Annotated in this window: 20 protein-coding genes; 5 read left to right on the forward strand and 15 right to left on the reverse strand. The window is 72.8% G+C overall.

The genetic code is table 11. From position 1 onward, the window contains the following. Positions 1–73 precede the first annotated feature (73 nt). The 5 genes from infB to pip form a co-directional block, all read right to left on the reverse strand. Positions 74–2,536, reverse strand: a complete 2,463-nt coding sequence (infB, locus tag BCF33_RS09260) for a translation initiation factor IF-2 (protein ID WP_106160661.1) — start codon at positions 2,534–2,536, stop codon at positions 74–76. Then, positions 2,526–3,179: an RNA-binding protein gene (locus BCF33_RS09265; protein WP_106160662.1), complete on the reverse strand. Its 654-nt coding sequence runs from the start codon at positions 3,177–3,179 to the stop codon at positions 2,526–2,528. The genes infB and BCF33_RS09265 overlap by 11 nt, the downstream gene beginning before the upstream one ends. Positions 3,180–3,201: 22 nt before the next feature. Beyond that, positions 3,202–4,971 carry a transcription termination factor NusA gene (gene nusA / locus BCF33_RS09270; RefSeq protein ID WP_106160663.1) on the reverse strand — a complete coding sequence of 590 codons (1,770 nt, stop codon included), beginning with the start codon at positions 4,969–4,971 and terminating at the stop codon, positions 3,202–3,204. Between the two features lie 4 nt (positions 4,972–4,975). Next, on the reverse strand, positions 4,976–5,581 hold the full coding sequence (gene rimP, locus BCF33_RS09275) for a ribosome maturation factor RimP (protein WP_106160664.1): 606 nt from the start codon (positions 5,579–5,581) through the stop codon (positions 4,976–4,978). A gap of 132 nt (positions 5,582–5,713) precedes the next feature. Continuing rightward, positions 5,714–6,703: a prolyl aminopeptidase gene (gene pip / locus BCF33_RS09280; protein WP_106161524.1), complete on the reverse strand. Its 990-nt coding sequence runs from the start codon at positions 6,701–6,703 to the stop codon at positions 5,714–5,716. Between the two features lie 61 nt (positions 6,704–6,764). On the opposite strand from pip, the gene ubiG reads away from it, so the two are divergent. Beyond that, a complete protein-coding gene (ubiG, locus tag BCF33_RS09285; RefSeq protein ID WP_106160665.1) occupies positions 6,765–7,520 on the forward strand; it encodes a bifunctional 2-polyprenyl-6-hydroxyphenol methylase/3-demethylubiquinol 3-O-methyltransferase UbiG in 756 nt (251 codons plus the stop codon). Between the two features lie 20 nt (positions 7,521–7,540). Here ubiG and BCF33_RS09290 read toward each other — a convergent pair whose 3' ends face one another. The 4 genes from BCF33_RS09290 to BCF33_RS09305 are packed head-to-tail and all read right to left on the reverse strand — an operon-like array spanning position 7,541 to position 9,809. Beyond that, positions 7,541–7,978 carry a MarR family winged helix-turn-helix transcriptional regulator gene (locus tag BCF33_RS09290; RefSeq protein ID WP_245883797.1) on the reverse strand — a complete coding sequence of 146 codons (438 nt, stop codon included), beginning with the start codon at positions 7,976–7,978 and terminating at the stop codon, positions 7,541–7,543. Beyond that, positions 7,975–8,802 carry a carbon-nitrogen hydrolase family protein gene (locus BCF33_RS09295; RefSeq protein WP_106160666.1) on the reverse strand — a complete coding sequence of 276 codons (828 nt, stop codon included), beginning with the start codon at positions 8,800–8,802 and terminating at the stop codon, positions 7,975–7,977. The genes BCF33_RS09290 and BCF33_RS09295 overlap by 4 nt, the downstream gene beginning before the upstream one ends. Then, on the reverse strand, positions 8,799–9,053 hold the full coding sequence (gene grxC / locus BCF33_RS09300; protein ID WP_106160667.1) for a glutaredoxin 3: 255 nt from the start codon (positions 9,051–9,053) through the stop codon (positions 8,799–8,801). Before grxC ends, BCF33_RS09295 begins: the two co-directional genes overlap by 4 nt. A 24-nt stretch (positions 9,054–9,077) precedes the next feature. Then, a complete protein-coding gene (locus tag BCF33_RS09305; protein WP_106160668.1) occupies positions 9,078–9,809 on the reverse strand; it encodes a ComF family protein in 732 nt (243 codons plus the stop codon). On the opposite strand from BCF33_RS09305, the gene BCF33_RS09310 reads away from it, so the two are divergent. Then, positions 9,808–10,605 (forward strand): methyltransferase domain-containing protein, encoded by a 798-nt coding sequence (locus BCF33_RS09310; RefSeq protein WP_245883798.1) that lies wholly within the window; start codon positions 9,808–9,810, stop codon positions 10,603–10,605. The genes BCF33_RS09305 and BCF33_RS09310 overlap by 2 nt on opposite strands. A gap of 186 nt (positions 10,606–10,791) precedes the next feature. Continuing rightward, positions 10,792–11,790 carry a ferrochelatase gene (hemH, locus tag BCF33_RS09315; RefSeq protein WP_106161530.1) on the forward strand — a complete coding sequence of 333 codons (999 nt, stop codon included), beginning with the start codon at positions 10,792–10,794 and terminating at the stop codon, positions 11,788–11,790. A gap of 73 nt (positions 11,791–11,863) precedes the next feature. Here the strand turns inward: hemH and BCF33_RS09320 are convergent, their stop codons facing one another. Together BCF33_RS09320 and BCF33_RS09325 are read right to left on the reverse strand one after the other, a co-directional pair. Continuing rightward, positions 11,864–12,049 carry a hypothetical protein gene (locus BCF33_RS09320; protein WP_106160669.1) on the reverse strand — a complete coding sequence of 62 codons (186 nt, stop codon included), beginning with the start codon at positions 12,047–12,049 and terminating at the stop codon, positions 11,864–11,866. A gap of 154 nt (positions 12,050–12,203) precedes the next feature. Further along, entirely contained in the window at positions 12,204–12,797 is a 594-nt protein-coding gene (locus BCF33_RS09325) for a L,D-transpeptidase (RefSeq protein WP_106160670.1), read from the reverse strand. Between the two features lie 181 nt (positions 12,798–12,978). Here BCF33_RS09325 and dalA point away from each other — a divergent pair, with 181 nt between their 5' ends. Beyond that, positions 12,979–13,605, forward strand: a complete 627-nt coding sequence (gene dalA / locus BCF33_RS09330) for a divisome-associated lipoprotein DalA (protein ID WP_106160671.1) — start codon at positions 12,979–12,981, stop codon at positions 13,603–13,605. Positions 13,606–13,641: 36 nt separating this feature from the next. Here the strand turns inward: dalA and BCF33_RS09335 are convergent, their stop codons facing one another. From BCF33_RS09335 to BCF33_RS09345, 3 genes are read right to left on the reverse strand one after another with little or no spacing between them, the layout of a single operon-like run. After that, positions 13,642–14,187 carry a L,D-transpeptidase family protein gene (locus tag BCF33_RS09335; RefSeq protein ID WP_106160672.1) on the reverse strand — a complete coding sequence of 182 codons (546 nt, stop codon included), beginning with the start codon at positions 14,185–14,187 and terminating at the stop codon, positions 13,642–13,644. Between the two features lie 24 nt (positions 14,188–14,211). Continuing rightward, complete coding sequence (locus BCF33_RS09340) at positions 14,212–15,033, reverse strand: ion transporter (RefSeq protein ID WP_106160673.1); 822 nt, start codon at positions 15,031–15,033, stop codon at positions 14,212–14,214. Between the two features lie 40 nt (positions 15,034–15,073). Then, entirely contained in the window at positions 15,074–16,282 is a 1,209-nt protein-coding gene (locus BCF33_RS09345) for a class I SAM-dependent RNA methyltransferase (RefSeq protein ID WP_106160674.1), read from the reverse strand. Between the two features lie 108 nt (positions 16,283–16,390). Between BCF33_RS09345 and BCF33_RS09350 the strand changes: the two genes are divergently transcribed. Continuing rightward, complete coding sequence (locus BCF33_RS09350) at positions 16,391–17,278, forward strand: bile acid:sodium symporter family protein (protein WP_106160675.1); 888 nt, start codon at positions 16,391–16,393, stop codon at positions 17,276–17,278. Here the strand turns inward: BCF33_RS09350 and BCF33_RS09355 are convergent. After that, the gene (locus tag BCF33_RS09355) at positions 17,275–17,802 is read right to left on the reverse strand and encodes an isopentenyl transferase family protein (RefSeq protein WP_146132807.1); all 528 of its coding nucleotides are present in this window, start codon (positions 17,800–17,802) and stop codon (positions 17,275–17,277) included. The two genes, BCF33_RS09350 and BCF33_RS09355, sit on opposite strands and share 4 nt — an antisense overlap.

Genomic DNA, 17,802 nt, shown 5'->3' on the forward strand with positions numbered 1-17,802 from the left:
GGCCGGGACTTCCGGAAGGACGAAGGGGGCGCCCGGAAGGCGCCCCCTGCTTCGGCATCGCGCGGCACGCCCGTCAGAGCGAGCGCTCGACCTCCTCGCGCTCGAAGATCTCGATCCGGTCGCCGACGCGGACGTCGTCGTAGCGCTCGAACGCCATGCCGCATTCCTGACCCGACTGAACCTCGCGCACCTCGTCCTTGAAGCGCTTGAGCGTCTTCAGCGTGCCCTCGTGGATCACCACCTCGTCCCGCAGGAGGCGCACGCCCGCGCTGCGGCGCGCGACCCCTTCGGTCACGAGGCAGCCCGCCACGTTGCCGACGCCGGTCACGCGGAAGACCTCCTTGATCTCGGCATAGCCGATGAAGTTCTCACGGATCTCGGCCGACAGCATGCCGGAGGCCGCCGCCGTGATGTCGTCCACGAGGTCGTAGATCACGCTGTAGTAGCGCAACTCGACGCCCTTCTGGTTCGCGGCCGCCCGCGCGGCGGCGTTGGCGCGGACGTTGAAGCCGATGATCGGCGCCTTCGAGGCCTCGGCCAGGGTGACGTCGGATTCGGTGATGGCGCCGACGCCCGAATGCAGCACGCGCACGCGCACCTCCTCGTTGCCGATCTTCTCCATCGCCTGCTGGATCGCCTCGGCCGAGCCCTGCACGTCAGCCTTCACCACGATCGCCAGCTCGGAGACGTTCTCGTCGGCCTTGGCCTTCGACATCATCTGCTCGAGCGTCATCGCGGCACCGGCCGCGGCGCGCTTGTCCTTGGCCTGCGCGGCACGGAACTCGGCGATCTCGCGGGCCTGGGCCTCCGTGTCGACGACGTTCAGGACGTCGCCCGCCGCCGGCGTGCCGTTCAGGCCCAGCACCTCGACGGGAACGGACGGGCCGGCGGACTTTACCCGCTTGCCCTGGTCGTTCTCCATCGCGCGCACCTTGCCCCACTGCTCGCCCACGACGAAGATGTCGCCCTGCTTGAGCGTGCCGTTCTGCACCAGCACCGTGGCCACGGGGCCGCGGCCCACGTCGAGCTGCGCCTCGACCACGGCGCCGACGGCGGCGCGGTTCGGGTTGGCCTTCAACTCGAGGATCTCGGCCTGCAGCGCGATCGCCTCGAGAAGCGCGTCGATGCCCGTGCCCTCGGTCGCCGACACCTCGACGTCCTGCACGTCGCCGGACATCTTCTCGACGATGACCTCGTGCTGCAGCAGGTCCGTTCGGACCTTGTCGGGGTTGGCGCCAGGGCGGTCGACCTTGTTGATCGCCACGATCATCGGCACCTCGGCAGCGCGGGCGTGGTTGATGGCCTCGACGGTCTGCGGCATCACCGCATCGTCGGCGGCGACCACCAGCACCACGATGTCCGTGACCTGCGCGCCGCGCGCCCGCATCGCGGTGAACGCGGCGTGGCCCGGCGTGTCGAGGAAGGTCAGCGCCTTGCCGTCCTGCTCGACCTGGTAGGCGCCGATGTGCTGGGTGATGCCCCCCGCCTCGCCGCCCGCCACGCGGGCGTTGCGGATCGCGTCCAGAAGCGACGTCTTGCCGTGGTCGACATGGCCCATGATCGTGACGACGGGCGCGCGCGGCTCGAGGTCTTCAGGCGCGTCCTCGACCTGCTGGATCACGTCCTCGACGTCCGCGTCCGAGACGCGCTGGACCTTGTGGCCGAACTCCTCGATCACCAGCTCGGCGGTGTCGGCGTCGATCGTCTGGGTCGACGTCGCCATGATGCCGTTCTGCATGAGGGACTTGACCACGTCGGCGACGCGCTCGGTCATGCGGTTCGCCAGCTCCGAGACGGTGATCGCCTCGGGAAGCTGGACCGTGCGGATCACCTTCTCGCGCGGCTCGGACTGGCCCATGGCCTGGCGGCGGGCGCGGTCCTGCTTGCGCCGCATGGACGCGAGCGAGCGCTGCCTGCCGCCCGCGCCGCCCGTGGCGTCCGCGAGGGTCAGCTTGCCCGTGCGGCGGCCGCCGCCGTCCTTCGTGCCCTTGCCCTGGTTGTCGCGGCGCTTGGGCTCCTCGCGGCGGCGGTCGGGCGCGGCGCGGCCGGCGGGCTTGTCGGGGTTCGGCGCGGGCGCGGCGGCGGCCTGGGCGCGAGCCTCGGCCGCGCGCTTCTCGGCCTCCTCGGCGTCCTTCTTGGCGCGGATCGCCTCCTCGCGCTCGCGGTCCTCGCGCTCCTTGGCCTCGATCTCGGCGCGGCGGCGGGCCCGCTCCTCGGCGCGGGCCTTCTCCTCGGCCTCGCGGCGGGCGGCGTCCTCGGCCTCGCGGGCCTTGGCGGCCTGCAGCGCCTTCATCCGCCGCTCGAGCTCGGCCTCCGAGATGCCGGCCGGCCGCTTGGAGGGGTCACCCCCCGCGCGCACGGGCGCCGCGGCCGCGGACGGCTTCGCCCCCGGCTTGGGCGCGAGCACGCGCTTGCGCTTGGTCTCGACGACCACGTTGTTCGTCCGGCCGTGGCTGAAGCGCTGCTTCACCTGGCCCGACCGGGGACCACCGGCGCCGCGAAGCCCCAGGGGCTTTTTGCCGTCATCATCTGCCATAGGGCTTCACTTCCTTCCGGGCGGCCGGATCGCCGCCACCTGTTCCTCGGAGGCCGGATAGCTTGCCGGCGTCCTCTACAACACGGGTCGTGAGTCCGCCAGCCGCCAGAGCCGCATGTATGACATGCGGGCGGCCGAAGCTCAAACCCAACTCGTCCCCCGTCAGGCAGCCTATGAAGCGGCCGCCCGGAGGGGTGTTCAGTTTCGACTTGCCGCGGGCCGAGCCGTCGCGCGCCTGCACAAGGACACGGCCCTCGCCCGACTCGAGCCACCCGCGGACCTTCTCGTAGCCCGACACCGCCAGCCCGGCCTTGCGGGCCATCGCGATGCCGTCCTGCACCCGGCGGAGGAGCTGCCCCTCCACGAGGTCGGCCAGCCCCCCCTCCGCCCATTCGGGTGGCACGGGGACGGGCGCCTTCGCACCCTTCGAGAACATCCGCTTCGCGACCGCCCTGCCCAGGGCCCCGCGGTCGGCGGCGACGTAGAAGCCGCGCCCCGGCAGCTTGCCCAGCACGTCGGGGACGGGCGCGCCGTCCGGGCCGAGGACGAAGCGGATCAGCCCCTGCTTCGGGCCCGTCTCGCCGGTGACGAGGCAGCGGCGCTGCGGCTCGTCCCGGTCCTTCGTCCTGCCGCCCCGCGACATCCCTGCCCCTCAACGCCGGCCATCAGGCCGACGCCTCCTCGGTCTCGGCGGCGGCGTCCTCGCCTTCCGCCTCCGCGTCCCGGTTCAGGTCGTCAGGATCGACCCAGCCCAGAAGCACGCGCGCCGTCATGATCATGTCCTGCGCCTCCTCCAGGCTGATGCCGAACGGCTCGAGCGCGCCGTCGTCCTTGTGCCGCTCGCCGTCCTGCACGGTCCATCCGCCGGCCAGCTCCCAGTCGGCGAGGGTGGCGAAGTCCTCCAGGGTCTTCACGTCGTCCTCCGCCAGGGCCTGCACCATCTGGGGGGTCAGCCCCTCGAATGCAATGAGGGAATCCTCCGCCCCCAGCTCGCGCGCCTTCTCCAGCGCGGCGGCGGCCTGCGCCTCGAGATGCTCGCGCGCGCGGGTCTGCAGCTCCTCGGCGGTGTCCTCGTCCACGCCGTCGATGCCGGTCAGCTCCTCGGCGTCGACATAGGCTACCTCCTCCAGCGAGGTGAAGCCCTCCGCGACCAGGAGCTGGGCGAAGAACTCGTCGAGGTCGAGCGCGTCCACGAAGAGCTTCGTGCGCTCCTCGAACTCGGCCTGGCGGCGGGCGCTCTCCTCCTCCTCGGTGAGGATGTCGATGTCGAGGCCCGTGAGCTGCGAGGCGAGGCGAACGTTCTGCCCCCGCCGGCCGATCGCGAGGCTCAGCTGCTCGTCCGGCACGACGACCTCGATCCGCTCGGCGTCCTCGTCGAAGACGACCTTCGCCACCTCCGCGGGCTGCAGCGCGTTCACAAGGAAGGTCGGCATATCCTCGTTCCAGGGGATGATGTCGATCTTCTCGCCCTGAAGCTCGTTCACCACCGCCTGCACGCGGCTGCCGCGCATCCCGACGCAGGCGCCAACGGGATCGATCGACCCATCATAGGAGATCACGCCGATCTTCGCGCGGGAGCCGGGGTCGCGGGCCACCGCCTTGATCTCGATGATGCCGTCGTAGATCTCCGGCACCTCCATCTCGAAGAGCTTCTTCATGAACTCAGGATGCGTGCGGGAGAGGAAGATCTGCGGGCCGCGCGGCTCACGGCGGACGTCCTCGATGTAGACGCGGATGCGGTCGTTCGGACGGTAGCTCTCGCGCGGCAGCTTGTCGCGGCGGCGCAGGACGGCCTCGCCCCGGCCGATGTCGATGACGACGTTGCCGTACTCCTCACGCTTGACGACGCCGTTCAGGATCGTGCCGGCGCGGTCCTTGAACTCCTCGTACTGGCGCTCGCGCTCGGCCTCGCGGACCTTCTGGAGGATGACCTGCTTGGCCGACTGCGCGGCGATGCGGTTCATCTCGACGGGCGGCACCTCGTCGACCAGCTCGTCGCCGATCCGGGGCGCGCCCTCCTGGTCGGTGCCGGAGGCCAGCTTGTTGTCGCCTTCCGTGCCGCGGCGCATCAGGAAGCGGCGGATGCCGTTCGCGCCGGGCACGACCACGACGTCAGGGCGCTGCTGGGCGACGGCGACGGCCGCCTCCTCGGCGGTCAGGCGGGCGCGGGTGTTGTCCTCGGGCGCCTCCTCCTCGTCCTCCGGGAGGGGGGCGTCCGGGTCGATCACCGTGCGCACGCGGGTGAAGGTCGCGCGGCCCGTCTTGCGATCGATGGAGACGCGGATGTCCAGCTCCTGCCCGTAGCGGGACTTCGCCGCGCGGGCGAGCGACTCCTCCATGGCCTCCACGACGAGGCCGGGGTCGATCATCTTCTCGCGCGCGACCGCCTCGGCGGTCTGGAGAAGCTCCAGCTGGTTGGCAGACGTGATCGCCATCGGTTCAGTCCTCCTCTGCGCCCTTCGGGGCGGCGTCCTTATCCATGAACGCGGCCGTCTCGGCCGCCTCCTCGGCGCCGATGGCGCCCTTGTCCTTGCGGGCCCTCAGGACGTCGCGGATCAGCGCGTCCGTCAGCACCAGCTTCGCGTCCGACAGCATGTCGAAGGCCAGGCCGATGGTGACGGGCTCGCCACCCTCCTCGATCTCGACCAGCACCTCGCCGTCCTCGACGCCCTGCAGCGTGCCCCGGAACCGGCGGCGGCCGTCGATCAGCTCGGCGGTCTCCAGCTTGGCCTCATAGCCGGCCCAGGCCTCGAAGTCCTTCGGGCGGGTCAGGGGCCGGTCGATGCCGGGGCTCCCGACCTCCAGCGTGTAGCCCTCTTCGATCGGGTCCTCGACGTCGAGGTTCGCGCTCACCTCCGTGGAGATGCGGGCGCAGTCCTCGACCTCGATCCCGCCCTCGGGGCGGTCGGCCATGATCTGCAGCATGGGCGTGCGGCCCCCCTGCATCCGCAGGCGGACCAGCTCGTAGCCCATGTGCTCGATCACCGGGCGGACGATCTCCGCGAGGCGGCGGTCCTGCGCGGTGCGGGCGACGAGGTCGGACATGACGTCTCCGGGCGTGAAAAAGGGGCCTCGCGGCCCCATCGGTTCTTCGTCCGGTGGGCGCCGGGGGTGGAGGCCGGCGCGCCGCTGTCGAAGGGCAGATAGGCGCCCGCGCCGGCGGGCGCAAGGCCCCCCTCAGGCAGCCAGCCGCCGCACCTCGGGCAGCGCGGCGAGGCGCTTCATCTCGGCCACGAGCTCAGCCGAGATGCCCGGCTCGGAGAGGGCGTGGCCCGCGCCGTGCACGATCCGCAGGTCGGCGTCCGGCCATGCCCTCGCCAGGGCATGGGCGTTCGCGGGGGGGCAGATCATGTCGATGCGGCCCTGCACGATCGTGCCGGGGATGCCGTGCAGCCGGTGCGCCTCCTCCAGGAGCTGCCCCTCGCGCAGGAAGGCGCCGTTGATGAAGTAGTGGTTCTCCAGCCGGGCGAAGGCGCGCGCGTACTCGCCGGGGCTCTCGCCCGTCATCCCGCGGTTCTCGGCCGAGGCGAGGGCGTTCTCCCATCCGGCCCAGGCGCGCGCGAAGCGGGTCTGGGTGGGCAGGTCGGCCTCGAAGAGCCGGGCGTGATAGGCGGCGATGAGGTCGCCCCGCTCCTCCTCCGGGACCATGCCGGCGAAGCGCGCCCAGAGCTCCGGCCAGAAGAGGCCGGCGCCGCCGCCGTAGAACCACCGAAGCTCCGCCTTCGTGGCGAGGAACACGCCCCGCAGCACGAGCCGCGCGACCCGTTCGGGATGCGCCTGCGCGTAGGCCAGCGCCAGCGTCGCCCCCCACGAGCCGCCGAACGCGATCCACGACCCGATCCCGAGGACCTCGCGGATGCGCTCGATGTCCCCGATGAGGTGCTGCGTGGTGTTCGCCTCCACGCTCGCATGGGGGCGCGAGCGGCCGCATCCCCTCTGGTCGAACAGCACCACGCGGTAGCGGCCGGGGTCGAAGTAGCGGCGCATCGCCGGGCTGCACCCGCCCCCCGGCCCGCCATGGAGGATCACCACGGGGATGCCGTCCGGGCGGCCGCACTGCTCGACGTAGATCCTGTGGCCGTCGCCCACGTCCAGCATCCGCTGGTCGAACGGGTCGACGGGCGGGAAGAGGTGCCGCGTCCGGGCGTCGGGGGAAAGCCGGTCCATCCGCCCCATATAGACGCGCGAGCCGCCCCGGGCAGGGGTCATCGGAAAGAGGAGAGGCAGAATGGCCGACGCAGCGCGCGCCACCGACACCATCGACCCCGGCGAGGTCGAGAAGTTCCAGGCCATGGCCGATGAGTGGTGGGACCCCCAGGGCAAGTTCAAGCCGCTGCACATGATGAATCCCGTGCGCCTCTCCTACGTGACCGAGCAGATCGCCGCCCAGCACGGCCGCGACCTGAAGTCGGACCGGCCCTTCGACGGGCTGCGCATCCTCGACATCGGCTGCGGCGGGGGCCTCCTCTCCGAGCCGATGGCCCGCCTGGGGGCCGACGTGGTGGGCGCGGACGCCGCCGAGAGGAACATCCCCGTCGCCCGTATCCACGCCGAGGCGTCCGGCCTCGACATCGACTACCGCCACACCACCGCCGAGGCCCTGGCCGAGGCGGGCGAGCGCTTCGACGCGATCCTCAACATGGAGGTGGTCGAGCACGTCGCCGACCCCCAGGGCTACCTCCGGGCCTGCCACGACCTGATGCGCCCCGGCGCGGTGATGTGCACCTCGACCCTGAACCGGAACCCCAAGAGCTTCGCCTTCGGCATCGTCGGCGCCGAATGGGTCATGCGCTGGCTGCCAAAGGGCACGCACGAATGGCGCAAGTTCATCACCCCGGACGAGCTCTTCGCCATGCTCCGGGAGGCGGGCCTCGAGCCCGTGGACCGGACCGGGTTCGTGTTCGACTTCGTCCGCTGGAGCTGGTCGACCTCGGACCGCGACCTCTCGGTCAACTACGTCACCGCCGCGGTCCGGCGAGCCTGAGGACGCCCCCGGCCCCGTCCTCAGCCCCCCGGGCCCAGCTTCACGCGAAGCGCGCGCAGCACCGGCAGGGCCTGGCGGACCCTCTCGGCGCCGATCTCGTCCACCACGGCGGCGATCACGGGGGCGACCGCGGCGAGCGCCGCCTCCCATTCGCGCCGCCCGGCGGGGCTGATGGCGACCATCTTGCGCCGCGCGTCGTCCCAGTCCGGCCGCACGTGGATCCAGCCCGCCCCCTCCAGCCGCGCGAGCGTGTTGCTCATCGCCCCCCGCGTCACGTTGAACGCCTGCGCGAGCTGCCCCGGCGTCCTCTCCTCCTGGCGGGCGAGGTTGTTGAGGACGGTGAAGTGCGACAGCTCCATCCCCTTGGGCAGCGCCTTCTGCAGCCGCGACCGGGCGAGCTGGTCCGCGACCAGGAGCTCCGAGAAGAGCTGCACCGCGAGGGAATCGGCCGCGCTCACGGCCCCGACCACGCCCGGTCGTGCTCGAGCGAGGGGACGCGCCGCCGCGCCTGCGCCGAGGCCGCCGGATCCACGTCCACGAAGGCGACGCCCGGCGCCTCGCCCCCGTCCGCGACCACCGCGCCCCAGGGATCCACCGCGAGGGAATGCCCCCAGGACCGGCGCTCCCGCCCTTCCCGGGCGGCATGGGTGCCGCACTGCGCCGGGGCCAGCACCCAGGCGCCGTTCTCGATCGCCCGCGCCCGCAGGAGCACCTCCCAATGGGCGCGGCCCGTCGGGACGGTGAAGGCGGAGGGCACCGCCAGGACGCGCGCGCCCCCCCGCGCGTAGGCTCGGTAGAGCGCCGGAAAGCGCAGGTCGTAGCAGATCGACAGCCCCACGGGGACGCCCTCCACCTCCGCCAGCACCGCGCGGTCGCCCGGATCGTAGGCGTCCGATTCGCGGAACTCCTCGCCGCCGCCCAGGGCCACGTCGAACATGTGGAGCTTGTCGTAGCGCGCGGCGACGCCCCCTTCGGGATCGACCACGAAGGAGCGGTTCGCCAGGCGCCCGCCCTCGGCCAGCGCGAGCGAGCCGATGGTCAGCCAGACGCCCCGCTCGGCCGCGAGGCCGCGAAGCGCGGCGAGGGTCGGATCCTCTCCCTCCGCGCGCAGCAAGGCGCGCTGCCGCCCGCGCGAGGCCGAGACGCAGTTCGTCGCCTCCGGCGTCAGGAGCCACCGCGCCCCGCCCCGCGCCGCCTCCTCGCAGAGTCGAAGGGTCTCGCCGAGATTCGCCTCCGGATCGTCCGAGGCGTTCAGCTGGATCAGCGCCGCGCGGATCGTCATGCTCTCAGCAGGGGCTCCAGCTCGCCCGCGCGCTCCAGCGCGGCGAGGTCGTCGTAGCCGCCCACGTGGGTGTCCCCGACGAAGATCTGCGGCACCGTGCGGCGCCCGGCGCGCTCCGTCATCGCCTGGCGCGCCGCCGGGTCGGCGGAGACGTCGTGCTCCGTGAAGCTGGCGCCCTTCGCGGCGAGAAGGCGCTTGGCGGCGTGGCAATAGCCGCAGAGCGGCGAGGTGTAGATCTCGATCGGCTTCATTCGGGGTCTCCCTTCGGGACCCATCTAGCCATCCTTGACCGCGCGGGCGAGGGTCAGCACCCGCGCCGACCCCAGCCCGGCGGCCAGCGCGGCCTCCGCGCAGGCCGCGAGCGTCGCGCCGGAGGTCATCACGTCGTCCACGAGAAGGAGCGGCCGGCCGGCATGGCGCGCCGCGCGGGCTTGCGGGACGTCGATCGCGCCCCGCAGCGCGGCGAACCGCTCGGCCGGCGTGACCCGGTCCAGCGGCGCCGTCGCCCGCGCCCGCCGGAGGAGGTCCGGCGCGAGGGGAAGGCCCAGGGCCCGCGCCACGGGCGCGGCCAGCGCGGCCGCCTGGTTGCCCCGCCGGGCGAGGTGGCGCCGCCAGTGCAGCGGCACCGGCGCGACCACCGCGCCCGCCAGCGCCATGGGGGCCGCGGCCCGCGCCATCAGGCCTGCGCAGGGCCCCGCGAGGTCCAGCCGGTCCCCGTGCTTCAGCGCCAGAACCATCCGCCGCCCCGCGCCCGCATAGACCAGCGCCGCGCGCCCCTCGGCCCAGGGGCGGGGGGTGGCGAGGCAGTCGTCGCAGGTCTCGGCCCGGTCCGATTCGCCCGGCAGCGGCGCGCCGCAGAGGCGGCAGGCGAGGCCGCGCACGAAGCCCGTCTCGCGCCAGCACCCGGGACAGAGGCCGCCCCGCCCGAGCACCCGCGCCTCGCATGCGAGGCACGTGGGCGGGTAGATCAGATCGACGGCCGCCCCTATCTGCGCCCCGATGCCCATGACGCGCCCTCCCCTCGCTGACCGCGCGGCCCTCGCCCGGAACCGCGCGCGCGCGCGGCCCGACGCGCTCTTCCTACACCGCGAGGCGCGCCTGGAGGTCGAGGATCGCATCGCGCTGGTTAACAGAACGTTTACGGCGCCGGCCGTGGTCACAGGCGTTCCCTCCGAATGGGCGATCCCCGGCGCGAAGGTGGTGCCCGACGACGAGGTTCTGGACCTCGCCCCGGGGGCGCACGACCTCGTGGTCCACGCCATGTCGCTCCACTGGGCGGACGATCCCCTCGGGCAGATCATCCAGTGCCGCCGCGCGCTCCGCCCCGACGGCCTCTTCCTCGGCGTCCTTCTCGGCGGCGACACCCTCGCCGAGCTGCGCGCCGCCCTCGCCACGGCCGAGACGCGGCTGACGGGCGGCCTCTCGCCGCGCGTCGCCCCCATGGCCGAGATCCGCGACATGGGCGCCCTGCTGCAGCGCGCGGGCCTCGCGCTGCCCGTGGCCGACAGCGACCGCCGGGCCGTCACCTACGCGGACGCGCGCGCCCTGATGCGCGACCTGCGCGCCATGGGCGAGGGCAACGCCCTGGCCGCCCGCCATCGCGGCGTCCCGCCCCGCGCGCTCTTCCCGGAGGCGGGCGCCCTCCTGCCCCGCCGGGACGGGCGCGTCGAGGCGACGTTCGAGATGATCCACCTCGCGGGCTTCGCCCCGTCGGCGGATCAGCCCAGGCCCCTGCGCCCCGGCTCGGCCACCCACCGGCTCGCCGAGGCGCTGGGCACGCGGGAGGGCAAACTGTCCGATTGAACCTGCCCCCAGGGTCGCTAGGTGACGTGTCCCATGAAGGATTCCCCGGACAGGACGAAAGCGATGCTCGACAGCAAAGGCCTGCCAGAGGTCGAGACCGCCGATCCCCTGGTCGGGCGGGGGCCGGACCGCTTCCACCGCGAGCCGGGCGAAGGCCACCTGCCGGCCGGGCATCCCCCCGTCCGCATGGGCAGGATCGGCGTGCTGCTGGCGAATCTCGGCACGCCGGACGGGACGGACTACCGCTCCATGCGGCGCTACCTGAACGAGTTCCTCTCCGACCGGCGGGTGATCGACTACTCGCCGTTCGTCTGGCAGCCGCTCCTGCAGCTCGTGATCCTGTCCAAGCGGCCCTTCTCCTCCGGGGCGGCCTACAAGTCGATCTGGAACGAGGAGGCGGGCGAATCACCCCTCGCCACCATCACGAAGGCCCAGACGGCGGCCATCGCAGGGCGGATGCGGGCGGCCTTCGGCGACGCGGTCGAGGTCGACTACTGCATGCGCTACGGCAACCCCTCGACGATCTCGAAGGTCGAGGCGCTGCGCGCCAAGGGCTGCACGAAGATCCTCTTCTTCCCGCTCTATCCCCAGTACGCGGGCGCCACGACCGCGACGGCCTGCGACCAGTTCTTCCGCGCCTTGATGAAGGACAAGTGGCAGCCCCCCGTCCGCACGGTGCCGGCCTATTACGACCGGCCGGACTACATCGACGCGCTCGCGCGGTCCGTGGAACGGGCCTACGGCGCGCTCGAGACGAAGCCCGACATCCTCGTCTGCTCCTATCACGGCGTGCCGCGGCGCTACCTGATGGAGGGCGACCCCTACCACTGCCAGTGCCAGAAGACGACGCGCCTCCTGAAGGAGCGGCTGGGCTGGGACGATTTTGAGATCGCGACCACCTTCCAGTCCAAGTTCGGCCCGGAGGAATGGCTCAAGCCCTACACGGTCGAGGAGGTCGCGCGCCTCGCCCGCGAGGACGGCAAGAGGAACATCGCCGTGATCGCCCCGGCGTTCTCGGCCGACTGCATCGAGACCCTCGAGGAGATCAACGAAGAGATCCGCGAGAGCTTCGAGGAGGCCGGCGGCGAGCGGTTCACCTACATCCCCTGCCTCAACGACGACGACGCCCACATGGACGCCCTGTCGAACGTGATCCGGGACGAGCTGAAGGGTTGGATCGGATAGCGCCGGGGCGCCTGGATGCGAAGAGGGCGCCCCTGGGGGCGCCCTCTCCAGTCGCGCCGGCGCGAAGGACTGATCAGTCGGCCACGGCTGCGGCGATGACGGCCAGCAGCAGCAGCGGGACGACGATGCCGGCCGACGAGGACGCGGCGGTGGTCTCTTCGACGATGACGGGGGCCGTGATGATGGGCTCGACCAGGCCGCCGGCGAAGGCGGAGGAGGCGGCGGCGGACAGCGCGGCGGCGAGAACGATCTTCTTCATGTGTTCACTCCATTGAGGGCCGTCATCCGGACAATCCGAGAGAGAACGGAAAAAACGGCCAAGGGACAGTCTCTCGTAAGTTATGGGTAATCACCCGTTTCCTTCGATTGCAAACCGACTCTAGCTTGATATGCCCGCGCGGCCACGCCTTTCGTCAAATCAGCAACACCTGTGTGCCGACTTGCGAGAAATTGAAAAGCTCCGCGATCTGCTCGTTGAAGAGGCCGATGCAACCATTGGACGATCGGCGCCCGATCTTCCGCGTGTCGTGGGTGCCGTGGATCCGGTAGTATTGCCAAGACAGATACAATGCATGCGTCCCAAGCGGATTGTCCGGTCCCGGCCCGATGAACTCGGGCCAGTCGGGATTGCGCTCCAGCATCGCGGGGGTCGGGCGCCAGGACGGCCCCTCCACCTTCCGGATCACCTCCGTCCGGCCGCGCCGCGTCAGGTCCTCCGAAAGGGGCACGGAAGTCGGGTAGAGGCGGTAGACGCTCTCGTCCTCGGACCAGAAGTGCAGCGCGCGGGACTGCAGGTCGCAGAGGATGGCGCCCCCCGCCAGCGTGTCGAAATAGGGCCGCCAGTCCAGCGCCCGGAACGAGGAGATGTTGCGCGGCGCGTCCGCGGCGTCGTCGCGCTGGGCCGTCGCGCCGAACTGCGCCAGCGCCGGCGCGGCCAGCGTCCCCGCGCCGAAGGCGGCGGCCACGCCCAGAAGCGCGCGGCGGGTGGGGCGTCGGGTCTCGTCCATGTCGTTCGTCCTTCCCCTGAAGATCGCCCCCCCGACCTACACGGCGCGCGCGGCGGGGGCATCACCGACCCTCCGCGGGACGGGCGGAAGATCGCCCATGGGGCTTTCGACGCCACGGTCCGGCCGCTAGAAGCCGCGCCGGGGCCTGCAGGCCGGTCCCGTCACGACGGATAACCTTCCCATGCGCGGCACCCTCGTCCCGGCGGCCCTCGCGGCCCTCATCGCCCTTTCGGGCTGCACCTCGCCCGGGGGCCCGATGGCGGGCGCGCCGGCATCCGGGATCTACCGCATCACCGAAGCCGACGAGGGCCGGGTGCAGTTCGCCATGCTCGACGAGGTGAACGCCCTTCGCTCGGCGGGGGGGGCGGAGGCGCTGTCGCTCGACGCCGCGCTCAACGCCGCCGCCGTGACGCACAGCCGCGACATGGCCCGCCAGAACCGGCCCTGGCACTTCTCGTCCGACGGGTCCTCCCCGATCGAGCGGGTGCGCCGCGCGGGCTACACCGGCGGCTTCGTCGGCGAGGTCATCGCCGAGAGCTTCGAGACCGAGCGCGAGACCGTCGCCGCCTGGATGCTCGAGGAGGGCTCGCGCCAGGCGATCCTGAACCCGGCCGCGCGAGATGCCGGCATCGGCTGGTTCCAGGAGCCGGGCGGCAAGATCTGGTGGACCCTCGTCACGGGCGCCCCCGGCGCCGGGGCCTCGGCCGTCTCGCGTCCGGCGGGCACGCTGCCGCCCGCGCCGGGCATCGCCGCGCCCCCCGGCGGCGCGGGCTTCGGCGGCGGGGCGATCCAGCTTCCGCGAAGCTAGGCGCCCCCCGGCGGCCCCCCCCCGGAGGGCCGGGGCCTAGCGGCCCAGCGGCGCCGGTCGCAACGGGTCGGGAAGGACCATCGGGTTCGGGGCCGGGCGCGCGGCGTAGATGTCCACGGGCGTGCCGATGCCGACCATGGCGTACATCCGCTCGATGTCGCGGTTCGGGATCGCCAGGCAGCCGGCGGTCCAGTCGTCGCGTCCCGCGAACTCCCTCGGGGTGCCGTGGAAGAAGATGTCGCCGCCCGGATCGACCCCGGCCTCGGTCGCGCGCTGCTGGTCCACGCCCCGCGGATAGTCGATCCCGAGCGAGAGATGGTAGCGCGATTCGGGGTTGCGGCGGTCGATGAAGTAGCGCCCCTCGGGCGTGCGCCCGTCGCCGTAGCGCTCCTTCGTGCCCTCGGGGGCGAAGCCCAGCTCCATGTCGAAGCTCTCCAGCACGGCGTCGTGATGCAGCAGGTGCACCTCGCGTTCTGCCTTGTAGACGACGATGCGCGTCACGGCCGGCCCGTCATAGCTGCGGAACTTCGACGCGCAGCCCGTAAGGGCCAACGTGAGAAGGATGAAGGCCAATATACGCATGGGCGGCGGTCCCGAACTGTCCGGCTACCGGCGTAGCACCCCGCGGGCCGTCCCGCCATCGGCCTCGCTCGGCGGCGGCGCTCCGTTGCCGTCGAGTCGCGCCTCGATTGCCCTCAGCCGCTCGAGCACCTCGTCGCGGTAGGCGTCGCGCGCGGCGTTCTCCTCCTCGGCATGGGCATCCTGCATGCTGTTCACGATCAGGCCGACCACCAGGTTCACCACCGCGAAGGTCGTCACGAGGATGAACGGCACGAAGAAGGCCCAGGCCCAGGGATGGACCTCCATCACCGGGCGCACGATCCCCATGGACCACGATTCCAGCGTCATGATCTGGAACAGCGAGTAAAGCGCGGCGCCCAGCCCCCCGAACCACTCGGGGAAGGTGTCGCCGAACAGCTTCGCGGCCATCACGCCGAAGATGTAGAAGATGATCGCCATCAGGACGAACACGCTCGCCATGCCGGGCACGGCGGCGAGGAACCCCTCGACCACCCGGCGCAGGCGCGGCACCACGGTGATCAGGCGCAGGACCCGCAGGATCCGCAGCGCCCGCAGCACCGACAGCCCCCCTGCGTCGGGCACGAGGGCGATGCCCACCACGAACACGTCGAACCAGTTCCAGCCCGAGCGGAAGAACGCCCCCCGCCACGCGAGGAGCTTCAGCGCGATCTCGACCACGAAGACCGCGAGGCAGGCGGTGTCCAGCGCGACCAGCACCGGCCCCGCCGCCGCCATCGCCCGGTCCGAGGTCTCGATCCCCAGGATCACGGCGTTGAAGACGATGACGCCGATGATGAAGCGCCGGAACGCGCCCGAATCGACCAGCTTGCGGATCGCCTCCCTCATGGGCGACCCATGCGGCGTGCCGGCGGTGCTTGGCAAGGCGTCAGCGGCGGAAGGCGGCGGCAAGCTCGACATGGGGGGACCAGCGGAACTGGTCCACGATCCGCAGCGGCCCCATCCGGTAGCCGCCCGCGACCAGCGCCGCCGCGTCGCGCGCGAAGGTCGACGGGTTGCAGGAGAGGTGCGCGATCACCGGCGGGCCGTGCGCGGCGAGCGCCCGGGCCTGCGCCTCCGCCCCCGCGCGGGGCGGGTCGATCACGGCCGCCGCGGCGCCCCGCATCTCCTCGGGCGCGAGGGGCGAGCGGAAGAGATCCCGCGCCTCGGCCCGCACCTCGCGCAGCCCCCGGGCGCCCCGCCACCCGTCGAGGAGGGCGGCGACCATGGCGCGGTCCCCCTCGAAGGCGTGGACCTCGAACCGCTCGGCGAGGGGCAGCGCGAAGGTGCCGGCCCCCGCGAAGAGGTCCAGCACCCGCGCGCCCTCCGGCACCTCCCGCAGGGCGTCGCGCACCACCGCCAGCAGCGCCGCCTCGCCGTGGCGCGTGGCCTGCAGGAACGCGCCCGGCGGCGGCACGACGCGCGCGCGCCCGAAGGGCAGCCGGGGCGGGGCGGACTGGAACAGCACCTCCCCCTCCCAGGCAAGGCGCGCGAAGGCCCCGGCGGCGATCCCCGGCGCGGCGAGCCGCAGCCGCTCCGTCGCGGGGGCGCCCGCGACCGCCACGTCGAGGCCGGCCGCCGTCTCCGTCACCGTCAGCGCCACCTCGCCCTTCGCGCCCGCCGCGACGAGGGCCTCCAGCGCCGGCAGGGCGGCCAGGATCGCGGGCCGGACCACCCGGCATCCGGGCATCGGGACGATCCGGTCGCTGGCCCGGCCGTGGAACCCCACCACCGGCCCGTCCGCGAGCATCCGCCCCGACAGCACCGCCCGCCGGCGCGATCCGGCTGGCGAGGTGGCGACCCCCGCGACGCGCCCCTCGATCCCCCGCGCCCGGAGCGCCCCGAGCGCCCGACCGGCCTTCCAGCGCGCCAGGGGCGCGTCCGCCATATGCTGCAGGGCGCAGCCCCCGCAGGGGCCGAAATGCGGGCAGGGCGGGAGCTGCCGCTCGGGCACGGGGTCCAGGATGCGGGGGGCGGTCATGCGGCCCCGCTCCACCGTGCCTTCCGCGATCTCGCCGGGCAGGGCGAAGGGCACGGAGACGCCCGGCGCGACCCCCTCGCCCCTGCCGTCCAGCCGCTCGATCCGCACCCGCTCCATCCCCCGGCCCTAGCGCCCGCGACGCCGCCGCGACAGGGGGTCCGCGCCGAAGGGGCTGGCGCCAGGCGCCGGCTCCGCGCAGGCTGGCGCCAAAAGGGAGGATGCGACATGGACCTCGTGCTCTCGCTGGGGCTGCCCCTGGCGCTCGCGATCATCATGCTGACGCTGGGCCTCGGCCTCTCGGGGGCCGACTTCGCCCGCGTGGCCACCCGGCCCCGCGCCTTCGCCATCGGCTTCCTCGCGCAGGTCGCCCTCGTCCCGGCGCTGGCCTATGCCCTCCTGCAGGTCGTGCCGCTCGATCCGGCGCTGGCCTTCGGGATGATGATCCTCGCCCTCTCGCCGGGCGGGGCGACGACGAACATCCTGACGCGCTTCGCCCGGGGCGACGTCGCCCTCTCGGTGTCCCTGACCGCGGTGGTCAGCCTCCTTTCGGTGGTGACGGTGCCGATCCTCGTCGCGCTCTTCGCCGGGCTCATCCTCGGCGAGGCGGCCGAGGCGATCGACATCACCGCGCTCGCGGCGGCGATGTTCCTCATCACCACGGTCCCGGTGCTGATCGGCATGGCGATCCGCCGCCTCGCGCCCGGCTTCACCAGGCGGATCGAGCCGGCGCTGCTGCGCCTCGCGGCGATTCTCTTCGCGGTCGTGCTCCTCGCGGCGCTGGCCACGCAATGGGCGGTGTTCGCCGCGAACCTGCCCGTGCTCGGCCCGCTCCTGCTGGGATGGGGCGCGGCGCTCCTGGCGCTGGGCTACGCCCTCGCCCGGCTCCTAGGGCTGGACGGGCGGCAGGCCTCCACGATCTCGATCGAGGCGGGGGTGCAGAACGGCACCGTTGGCATCACCGTCGCGAGCCTGATCGCCGGCACGGCCATGCCGCCCTTCGCAGTGCCCTCGGCCGTCTACGGGATCCTGATGTACGTCGTCGCGCTGCCCGCCATCGCCCTCTTCCTGCGGAGGGGCGATGATGCCGGGCGGCCCCTGGCAACCCGATCTTAGACTGTTTCACGTGGAACATTCGCGACGAACCGGGCGGAGACGCGGTCGCCGCGCAGGACGACCCCCTTCCCCGCGGGCAGCCCGGCGATCAGCGCCAGATGCCGCTGCCGGTGCAGCCCGGCGGTCCGAAGGGTGTAGCGGACGAACTCCAGGTCGGGTCGCTCGGGGCAGTCCTCGGGCACATCGGGGCGCTCGGCGCCCGTCAGCCGCGCCGCGGCGATCCGCCGGCCCATCCGCCAGAGCCGCCGCCCGACCGGCAGGTCGAGGAACACCACGAGGTCCGCCCGTGCCGCCCGCTCCGCATAGGTCGCCGAGAGGCCGCCCTCGATGATCCAGCGCGGCTTCGCCTCCTCCGCACGGATCATGGGCAGCTTCTCCGCCAGGGGCCGCTCGGTCCAGCCGAGCTGCCAGTGGATCCTGTCCATATGGACGACCGGCAGACCCGTCCGGGCGCCCAGCGCGCGGGCGAAGGTGGACTTGCCGGCGCAGGGGCCGCCCACGACCATGACCCGCCGAAGGGGCAC

This window comes from Hasllibacter halocynthiae (assembly GCF_003003095.1).
Taxonomy (GTDB): Bacteria; Pseudomonadota; Alphaproteobacteria; order Rhodobacterales; family Rhodobacteraceae; genus Hasllibacter; species Hasllibacter halocynthiae.

Coding starts and splice junctions, on each gene's coding strand:
- BCF33_RS09310 (WP_245883798.1), top strand. CDS start 9,808: ATGACGCGCCCTCCCCTCGCTGACCGCGCGGCCCTCGCCCGGAACCGC.
- hemH (WP_106161530.1), top strand. CDS start 10,792: ATGGGCAGGATCGGCGTGCTGCTGGCGAATCTCGGCACGCCGGACGGG.
- BCF33_RS09295 (WP_106160666.1), bottom strand. CDS start 8,802: ATGACGATCCGCGCGGCGCTGATCCAGCTGAACGCCTCGGACGATCCG.
- BCF33_RS09265 (WP_106160662.1), bottom strand. CDS start 3,179: ATGTCGCGGGGCGGCAGGACGAAGGACCGGGACGAGCCGCAGCGCCGC.
- pip (WP_106161524.1), bottom strand. CDS start 6,703: ATGGACCGGCTTTCCCCCGACGCCCGGACGCGGCACCTCTTCCCGCCC.
- BCF33_RS09340 (WP_106160673.1), bottom strand. CDS start 15,033: ATGAGGGAGGCGATCCGCAAGCTGGTCGATTCGGGCGCGTTCCGGCGC.
- grxC (WP_106160667.1), bottom strand. CDS start 9,053: ATGAAGCCGATCGAGATCTACACCTCGCCGCTCTGCGGCTATTGCCAC.
- BCF33_RS09320 (WP_106160669.1), bottom strand. CDS start 12,049: ATGAAGAAGATCGTTCTCGCCGCCGCGCTGTCCGCCGCCGCCTCCTCC.
- dalA (WP_106160671.1), top strand. CDS start 12,979: ATGCGCGGCACCCTCGTCCCGGCGGCCCTCGCGGCCCTCATCGCCCTT.
- BCF33_RS09345 (WP_106160674.1), bottom strand. CDS start 16,282: ATGGAGCGGGTGCGGATCGAGCGGCTGGACGGCAGGGGCGAGGGGGTC.
- rimP (WP_106160664.1), bottom strand. CDS start 5,581: ATGTCCGACCTCGTCGCCCGCACCGCGCAGGACCGCCGCCTCGCGGAG.
- BCF33_RS09350 (WP_106160675.1), top strand. CDS start 16,391: ATGGACCTCGTGCTCTCGCTGGGGCTGCCCCTGGCGCTCGCGATCATC.
- BCF33_RS09335 (WP_106160672.1), bottom strand. CDS start 14,187: ATGCGTATATTGGCCTTCATCCTTCTCACGTTGGCCCTTACGGGCTGC.
- nusA (WP_106160663.1), bottom strand. CDS start 4,971: ATGGCGATCACGTCTGCCAACCAGCTGGAGCTTCTCCAGACCGCCGAG.
- BCF33_RS09305 (WP_106160668.1), bottom strand. CDS start 9,809: ATGGGCATCGGGGCGCAGATAGGGGCGGCCGTCGATCTGATCTACCCG.
- infB (WP_106160661.1), bottom strand. CDS start 2,536: ATGGCAGATGATGACGGCAAAAAGCCCCTGGGGCTTCGCGGCGCCGGT.
- ubiG (WP_106160665.1), top strand. CDS start 6,765: ATGGCCGACGCAGCGCGCGCCACCGACACCATCGACCCCGGCGAGGTC.
- BCF33_RS09325 (WP_106160670.1), bottom strand. CDS start 12,797: ATGGACGAGACCCGACGCCCCACCCGCCGCGCGCTTCTGGGCGTGGCC.